Origin of the sequence: Segatella copri (genome assembly GCF_949820605.1) — a bacterium.
GTDB lineage: Bacteria > Bacteroidota > Bacteroidia > Bacteroidales > Bacteroidaceae > Prevotella.
Genome location: NZ_CATKVU010000007.1, coordinates 485,660 through 494,952 on the forward strand (window position 1 = coordinate 485,660; position 9,293 = coordinate 494,952).

Genomic DNA, 9,293 nt, shown 5'->3' on the forward strand with positions numbered 1-9,293 from the left:
AGTATTCACCATTAAACATTTACAATTATGGGACAAAAGAAAAAGAGTGATGAACAGGACGTGCTGGTAGTCCGTGACGAAAAGACGGGCGAGATCAGCGTCGTCGCCGGACTCAGCAGAGACGGCACACCGAAGCGAGCACCCGCCAAGGCGGAGAACACGTCCGACTTCCTGCGTTTTGACCGCAACAGTGACTTGATGGACAGTTTCTTTAGAAACTTCTTCCGCCAGTGCAAGGAGCCAAGCCGATTCGGATTCTATCGCATAGCGGCAGACCAGGTGGAAAACCTGCTTGGCGTGATGAAGGAGTTGCTGAAAGATCCGGAGGCTAACAAGGAGATTCTTTCTGCCCACAAGGTTGACACCTCCAATTATGAGAAAGAGGCAAAGCAATCGGAAGGTCAGGCGAAAGAAACCGCATCATCGGACGATGCGTCCAAGACGCAAGCTAACACCGAAAAAGAGAATGTATCATCTGAACAAACCAACGAAAAAGAGAACGACATGGAACAGAAACCAGAACAGACCGCAACCGAACAGCAGGCACAGACCGCTCCGGGTGTAAAGCAGAACCTCATTAGTGGTAACGATGTGAACCTGCAGGAACTTGGTGCCAAATATGGCATAGACTTCAACAGTATGAATGAGAAGGATATGAAAGCCCTGCTCAACTACGGCAAGACGGGGCTTGTGATTGTGAAGCCGACCTTCGGCGGTGAACAGATAGAGATACAGGCCCGTCTGTCATTCCGTAAGGACGATAACGACCAGTTGCAACTCGTGCCGCATTTCGTGCGCAACGAGCCAAAACTCGATGTCGCTTACAAAGGCTATACCTTCACTCCAGAGGACAAGAAGAACCTGTTGCAGAACGGTAACCTCGGAAAGGTAGTGGATTTCCCCGACAAGAACACAGGTGAACTGCGTCCTCATTTCATCAGTATCGACCGTCTCACCAATGAGATTGTGGACATCCCTACCAACAAGGTGCGCATACCCGATACCATCGGCAAGACACCTATTACCAAGGACGACAAGAGAGTGCTCTACTCAGGTATTCCGCTTCGTAAGGAGATTGAGCTTGCCAACGGGCGCAAGTTTACACCGCTGCTGCAGGTGAATGTGGAACAGCGTGGCGTGGAGTTCGTGCCTGGCAGCACAAGACAGGCGCAAGGTCAGAAACAGAATGGAGACAAGAAGCAAACCGCTGACAAGCAGGAGCAGAAGGCAGAAGGTGATGTGGGTGGTCAGAAGAAGCAGCAAGATCCCAACCACTGGCTCAATGAGGATGGAACCATCCGCCGACTCAACACCTATTTCAAGAAGGAACTGACCGAGCAGCAGAAGGACGACTATGTGGCAGGCAAGACCATCGAGATCAAGGAAGTGCCGAACAAGAACGGCAGCGGTACCTATACCGCCTACGTGAAGTTCGATTTCGACAAGATGCAGCCACGTTCCTACCGCAACAATCCAGACATCAAACAGGCAAAGGAACAGATTCCTACCAACGAGAACAAGGTACAAGTCGCCGTCAACGAGCAGGGCAAGACCCATGAGGCAACCAAGCACACCAAGGAGCCGCTGAGTCCGGGACAGTCTGCGCCAAAGAACGAAAAGCAGCAGAAGGAACAGAGCGCCGAGGAACAGAAGCCAAAGAGAAAGGCAAGAAGCGTGAAGATGTAGTTGCCGCCACTTGATCCACAGAGTTAATCATCCATCATAACAACCGACATCTGCGACCGTCTATCCCACGGTTGCGGATGTCACAAAAACAACAGACAATGAAGACAATCATCGCAGAGAAACCAAGTGTAGCCAAGGAAATCGCCCACATTGTAGGAGCTGACAAGCGTGAGGAAGGCTATATGCAGGGCAATGGCTATTATGTGACATGGGCATTCGGACATTTAGTGCAGCCAGCCATGCCGGAAACCTACGGCATGAAGGGATTCCATGCGGAGAATCTGCCTGTGATTCCCGACCCGTTCGTTCTTGTTCCCCGACAAGTCAAGACAGAGAACGGCTACAAACCAGATGCAGGTGTGCTTGCCCAGATAAAAATTATCGGCAAGCTGTTTGACAGCAGTGAGCGCATTATTGTAGCAACCGATGCCGGACGTGAGGGAGAGTTGATTTTCCGATACCTCTATGCGTATCTTGGTTGCAGGAAACCTTTCGACCGTCTCTGGATCAGTTCGCTTACGGACACCGCCATCCGTGAGGGACTTCTGAACCTCAAGGATGGCAAGGAGTATGACAATCTCTATCATGCAGCGAAGGCACGAAGTGAGGCAGACTGGCTCGTCGGCATCAACGGCACGCAGGCCCTGACGATAGCCGCAGGACGTGGCACCTATTCCGTAGGTCGTGTGCAGACTCCGACCCTTGGCATGGTGTGCGAACGCTATTGGGAACACAAGCGTTTCGAGTCGAAACCGTTCTGGCAGGTACACTTCGGTGTGGTTGATGCAGACAGTGGCAATATACTGAAGTTCACATCTGCCAACCGATGGACAGACAAAGCTACCGCAACCGATATATATAATAAGGTGAAAGAAACAGGTTCTGTCATCATCACAAAGATCGCAACCAAGCGAAAGGTGGAGAAGGCACCGCTCCTTTACGACCTCACCACCTTGCAGAAAGAAGCCAACTCCCAGCATGGCTTCACGGCAGAGCATACACTCTCCATCGCCCAGAAACTCTACGAGGCAAAGTTCATCACCTATCCAAGAACATCAAGCCGCTATATCTCGGATGATGTATTTGCCACCCTTCCCAAACTCTTCAAGAATCTGGAGAATCATTCGGAATATGGAGAAAAAGTGAAACTCTTGCCTGGCAGTGAGGACTACAGCAAGAACAGCGTGAATGCCGCCAAGGTGACCGATCACCATGCCCTGCTCATCACAGAAAATGCAGCCATTGGTCTTTTCAAGGACGAGAAGATCGTTTATGACATGATATTGTGCCGGATGATTGAAGCGTTCTCAGCAGACTGCATCAAGGACATCACATCAGTATCGGCGCAAGTGGATCATGACGTCGAATTTGGCATCAGTGGCTCCATCATCCGACAGACTGGCTGGCGAGCGTTGTCGCTCAAGGAAAAGAACAAAAGGCAGGACAAGGATGCAGGCGCAACAGACAATGAGTTCAAGGAGCAAGTCATTCCCAACTGGCAAGAAGGACAGCATATCACTCTTTCTGGCTGCACCATCACGGAGGGCAAGACCAAACCGAAGCCTTTGCATACGGAATCCACATTGCTTGCAGCAATGGAGACCGCAGGCAAAGAGATAGAAGATGATACGATGCGCCAGGCAATGAAGGACAGCGGTATTGGCACACCTGCCACACGTGCCGCCATCATCGAAACCCTGCTCAAACGAGAGTATATGGTGCGCCAGCAGAAGAAACTTGTGCCGACGGAAAAAGGACTCGCCCTGCATTCCGTGGTGAAGAACATGGCGATTGCCAATGTGGAGATGACGGGCAAATGGGAGGCGGAACTTGCCAAGATTGAACGAGGTGAAGCAAGTGCAGACGGGTTCACCCATAGTATCGAAGGTTATACCCGTGAAATCACTGCGGAATTGTTAGGTTGTGACAGACTTTTCAGCCACAAGGATTCCGGCTGCCAGTGTCCTAAATGCAAGCAAGGTACCATGCAGTTCTTCGGAAAGGTAGTAAGATGCAGCAACAAGGAGTGCGGTATGCCAGTGTTCAAGCAGGTAGCAGGAAAGTTGCTCACTGATGCCGACATCACCGACTTGCTCACCAAGGGCAAGACCAGAACGCTCAATGGTTTCACCAGCAAGCAAGGCAAATCGTTCTCCGCAGCCATTGCCTTTGACGAGAATTTCAACACGAAATTCGTCTTTGCAGAGCACAAAACAGCAGAAAAGCGAGGAAATGTGAAGAGATACAAGAAATAGTTTGTACCTTTGCCACCGAAACATGGTTCATAAATGGTGTCTTGATTCAGGATGCTTTTATTTACTGTGGATTAAGTGGCGGCACTCGGAGGGATACCGAGTGCCTTTTTCTTGCTTTCAACAAACATCAACCGCCATCCACGGTTTATTATTCACCACTTAATCCATTCAACAGACAAATGAACAGAAAGAAACAGGCACAGACAGAACTGTCCTATTACGGACTGTACCTCTTGAACCACCTCAGAGAAAACCGTTTTCCACAAGCCAGCGATGCGGACTTTATCCGCGAACGTGCAGACCATGCCGCAGAAGTATATGAGCAGGCACGGCGTGATGCCCTCTTTGCCGATGCGGCACAAGAGCTTGCCATGTCAGCATTACTGAAAGGTCTCCATATTTCCAAGTACAGCATCCTGTATGATGTTGTTGACAGTGAGTTTCCCCTGGAGGTAGCAGTAGAAGACCAGGAAGCGTTTGTCAAGAACCTCCTGCCTTTGGTTGACAACGTGTATTCCATTTACGACCTCACCGATGACAATTTTGCCCAGTCACCGGACTATGACCAGCTCTATACAGAGTTGACGGGAGCCGTTGCCCTTTTCATAGAGTCAAATGGCATACAATAGAAAACAACGTCTGAACGACAACATCAAGGCGATAGAGACGGCATTCATCCTTGACAGGGAACAGCGCACGCCGACTGCCCGTGAGCGTCTCCTTCTGGAGCGTTACTGCGGATTCGGGGGATTGAAGTGCATCCTGAACCCTGCCAGGGAACTGGCGGATGCCGTCCATTGGGCAAAGTCAGACCTTGAATTGTTTGCTCTAACAGTGGAGCTGCATAGACTTATCCGTGAAAACAGCAAGAATGAAAGCGAGTACAAACAGTTGATGGACAGTCTGAAACAGTCTGTCCTCACGGCATTCTACACGCCGTCAGCCATTACAGAGGCTTTGGTGGATGTGTTGAAAGAGCATCAGATCATCCCCGAAAAGGTGCTTGAACCCTCGGCAGGCATCGGAGCTTTTGTCGATTCCGTCTTGGATAACAATCCCAAGGCAGACATTATGGCATTTGAAAAAGACCTGCTTACGGGAAAGATACTCCGCCATCTGCACCCGGAGCAGAAAGTGCGCATAGAGGGATTCGAGAAGATAGAAAAGCCTTTCAATGACTACTTCGACCTCGCCATCTCAAATATTCCCTTTGGCGATGTTGCCGTGTTTGATCCGTCCTATACAGCCATGAAAGGCATGAGGGCTCTTGTCACCAGACGCATACACAACTACTTCTTTGTCAAGGCTCTTGATACGGTAAGGGACGGCGGGTTGGTTGCCTTCATCACCTCACAAGGCGTATTGAATGCCAAAAACAACAGTGCCGCGCGTTTTATGATGCTCTATCATGCAGATCTCGTGTCAGCGATTCGTCTTCCCAACAACCTGTTCACGGAAAATGCCAATACGGAAGTGGGCAGTGACCTCATTATTCTGCAGAAAAATACCCAAAAGGAGTCACTGCGAGGAGACGACAACCTGCTTGATACCGTCTATAATGACGAGAACCGCATTCCGACAAGCAACTACTTTCTGGAGCATCCGGAACGCATTATCCATACAACAGCAAAGTTGGATACTGACCCGTTCGGCAAACCTGCAATGATATACACGCATGAGGATGGTGTGGAAGGCATTGTAGAGGATTTGCGAAGGATGCTCCATGAAGACTTTAAGAAGAACCTCAATTTGAGCCGATACTTGGGGATAGAGGAAACAAAGGCTGAGGAAGTTAAGGAGGTTGAAGGAACAGAAAAGATAGAAAAAACAGAGAAGATGAAGCCGTCCATTGAGGAAAAGCAGAACGATACGGTAGTATCCTTGCAAAAGCAGGAAAAGCCTACTGATGATGCTGAGCTATCCCAAAAGTCTAATCATCAGCAGCCACCAGTCCAAATGACTCTGTTTGACCTTTGGGGAATGGAAGAAGAAAAACGTCTGACTGTCCATGCTACAAAGAAGAAAGCAGAGGTAACAGTGGGAGCTGTCGCCAAGAAAGTGTCAAGGAAGAAAGCAAGTCCGTTGGTAAAAAGCGTCAATCCGACTTTTGAAGTTGTGACAAAGCCTGTGGAAAAAGAAGAAAAGCCTTCGTTGACAGATGCAAAAGATCAGGAAACAGCACAGGAGACAAAACCAATCCTGCCTGGGGATGAGCCATACGCAAGCATCTCTTGGGAAGAGAATCCGCCAATCAACGGCTTTTACGAGATGATGATGACCATGGCTCCCGAAGACAGGGTGCTGCTGCGCCAAAAGGCGGAACTGCACCGTCAGGAACAGCTCAAGGCTTTGGGCGTTGAAGATACGCTTGATCCGAAGTTCAAGCCGCCGATGGAACCGATAGAAGTTCTCAAAGTTCAAATCGGGCATGGGCAGTCGAAAGGGAATGAGGCAAAAGAAGATTCCAAGACTCAGAGCACATTGGAAGAAACAAATCATGAGCGAGAACAACAAAAAGAGCAAGAAAGAAAGCGGGAAGAGCAGGCAAAGAAGAAAGAGGATGCTATGAAGCCCCGTCCATTTGATGAGAAACTGGAAAGTTTTCATCGTGAGGGTTCTATGGTGCTCGACTCTGCCAAAAACATCGGTGTATTGAAAGACCTTACCAAGTATGGTGCTACCTTCATGCCGTTGGATCTGAATATGGAGCAGAAAGAAAAGGCAGTCTTGTATATCGCCCTCCGTGATGCCTATCAGAAACTTTACACCTATGAAGCGGAAGAACAGACGGAAAACAAGCAGATGCGTGAGAGTCTGAATGTCTATTATGATGCTTTCTTCATTCGCTTCGGCAACCTCAATGCCAAGCAGAACGTGAAGTTCATCCTTATGGATGCCTCAGGGCGCGACATGCTGTCGTTGGAACGGGTAGAAAACGGACAGTTCACAAAATCTGACATCTTCGACCACCCGGTCTCTTTTTCGCTTGACGAGGTCAGTCATGTGGATTCTCCAGAGGAAGCGCTCACCGCCTCGCTCAACAAGTTCGGCCGTATCGACTTGCCGTATATGACAGAATTATCGGATATGCCGGAACAGGAACTGACGGAAGCGCTTAAAGGGCGCATCTATTACAATCCGCTCATAGATGGCTACGAGATAGCCGACCGCTTCATTGCTGGCAATGTCATAGAGAAAGCGGAGCGTATAGAAGAATGGCTGAAGGAAAATCCCGACCATGCAATCGTGAGGGAGTCGTTGGAAGCCTTGAAGGCAAGCATTCCCGAACCGATAGCCTTTGAGGACCTGGACTTCAACTTCGGTGAGCGTTGGATACCTACAGGTGTGTATTCCGCTTACATGAGCCACCTCTTCAATACACAGGTCAGCATCGTCTATTCTGACAGCATGGACGAATATTCGGCAAAATGCAGTATGAAGACCATGGCCATCACGGATGAGTATATGGTGAAGGGATATTACCGCAACTATGACGGCATGAGTCTTCTGAAACATGCCCTGCACAACACTTGTCCCGACATGATGAAGAGCATCGGTGAGGATGAACACGGCAACGACATCAAGGTGCGTGACAGCGAGGGCATACAGCTTGCCAATGCCAAGATTGACGAAATCCGCAACGGGTTCTCTGAATGGCTGGAGGAGCAGTCTGACTCCTTTAAGGAACGCTTGACCACAATGTACAACCGGAAGTTCAACTGCTTCGTGCGTCCGAAGTATGACGGTTCTCACCAGACCTTCCCCGGCTTGGATCTGAAAGCCCTTGGCGGAAAGTATGGTGTCAAGAGTGTGTACCCAAGTCAGAAGGACTGTGTATGGATGCTTTTGCAGAACGGCGGCGGGATATGTGACCACGCCGTAGGTACAGGCAAGACCCTCATCATGTGCATGGCTGCGCATGAGATGAAACGTCTCGGTATAGCTCACAAGCCGATGATTATCGGGCTGAAAGCCAATGTCGCGGAGATTGCCGTCACCTATCAGACGGCTTATCCCCATGCGAGGATACTCTATGCCTCGGAGAAGGATTTTTCCACCAAGAACCGTGTCAGCTTCTTCAACAACATCAAGAACAACGACTATGACTGTGTAATCATGTCGCATGACCAGTTCGGGAAGATACCGCAATCGCCAGAACTCCAGCGGCAGATATTGCAGGCGGAGCTTGATACCGTGGAGGAAAACTTGGAAGTGATACGCACGCAGGGCAAAGACGTGTCACGGGGAATGCTCAAAGGACTGGAAAAGCGAAAGCAGAATCTGGAGGCAAAGTTGCAGAAGATAGCCTACAGCATCGAGCAGCGCACCGATGATGTGGTGGATTTCCGCATGATGGGCATCGACCACTTGTTTGTGGACGAGAGCCACCAGTTCAAGAACCTCATGTTCAACACCAGACACGACCGTGTGGCAGGACTTGGCAACAGCGAGGGAAGCCAGAAGGCACTCAACATGCTCTTTGCTATCCGTACCATACAGGAGCGGACAGGCAGAGATCTGGGAGCGACATTCCTGTCGGGAACAACCATCAGTAACTCACTGACTGAGTTGTATCTGCTTTTCAAGTACCTGCGCCCCAAGGAACTGGAGCGTCAGGACATCCGCTGTTTCGATGCGTGGGCGGCAATCTTCGCCAAGAAAACTACCGACTTCGAGTTTAACGTCACCAACAACATCGTACAGAAGGAACGTTTCAGATACTTCATCAAGGTACCGGAGCTTGCTGCTTTCTACAACGAGATAACCGACTATCGCACGGCGGAGGCGGTTGGTGTGGACAGACCACAGAAGAACGAGATTCTTCATAACATACCACCGACACCCGAGCAGGAGGACTTCATCCAAAAGCTGATGGAGTTTGCCAAGACGGGTGATGCCACCATCCTCGGCAGACTGCCATTGTCGGAAACAGAGGAAAAGGCAAAGATGCTCATAGCCACGGACTATGCCCGAAAGATGGCTCTCGACATGCGCATGATAGACCCGACTTGTGAGGATCATCCCGACAACAAGGCAAGCCATTGTGCCAAGATGATAGCGGACTATTACAAACGCTATGACAATTACAAGGGCACACAGTTCGTATTCTCAGATCTTGGCACATACAGACCTGGGGAATTCAACGTGTATTCTGAAATCAAGCGTAAGCTGATAGAGGATTATGGAATACCTTCATCTGAAATCCGCTTCATTCAGGAGTGCAAGAACGAGAGGGCAAGAAAGGCGGTGATAGCAGCCATGAACGAGGGTTCGGTACGAGTATTGTTCGGCTCCACATCTATGTTAGGTACAGGCGTAAATGCACAAAAAAGGTGTGTTGCTATTCATCAT

Annotated in this window: 4 protein-coding genes; all 4 read left to right on the forward strand. The window is 49.7% G+C overall.

Annotation, left to right across the window (positions count from 1 at the left end; genetic code table 11):
- The first annotated feature begins 27 nt into the window (after nt 1–27).
- Nucleotides 28–1,686: a DUF4099 domain-containing protein gene (locus RCO84_RS16570; protein WP_262302262.1), complete on the forward strand. Its 1,659-nt coding sequence runs from the start codon at nt 28–30 to the stop codon at nt 1,684–1,686.
- A gap of 98 nt (nt 1,687–1,784) precedes the next feature.
- Nucleotides 1,785–3,941: a type IA DNA topoisomerase gene (locus tag RCO84_RS16575; protein WP_233905991.1), complete on the forward strand. Its 2,157-nt coding sequence runs from the start codon at nt 1,785–1,787 to the stop codon at nt 3,939–3,941.
- Nucleotides 3,942–4,120: 179 nt separating this feature from the next.
- Nucleotides 4,121–4,570, forward strand: coding sequence for a DUF1896 domain-containing protein (locus tag RCO84_RS16580; protein ID WP_233905992.1), 450 nt, complete (start codon nt 4,121–4,123; stop codon nt 4,568–4,570).
- Nucleotides 4,557–9,293: N-6 DNA methylase (locus RCO84_RS16585; RefSeq protein WP_317585790.1), on the forward strand; the 4,737-nt coding region annotated here is incomplete at its 3' end. The genes RCO84_RS16580 and RCO84_RS16585, both read left to right, overlap by 14 nt.

Excerpts from the sequence above, each read along its gene's own strand:
- RCO84_RS16580 (WP_233905992.1), top strand. The coding sequence starts at position 4,121 with ATGAACAGAAAGAAACAGGCACAGACAGAACTGTCCTATTACGGACTG.
- RCO84_RS16570 (WP_262302262.1), top strand. The coding sequence starts at position 28 with ATGGGACAAAAGAAAAAGAGTGATGAACAGGACGTGCTGGTAGTCCGT.
- RCO84_RS16575 (WP_233905991.1), top strand. The coding sequence starts at position 1,785 with ATGAAGACAATCATCGCAGAGAAACCAAGTGTAGCCAAGGAAATCGCC.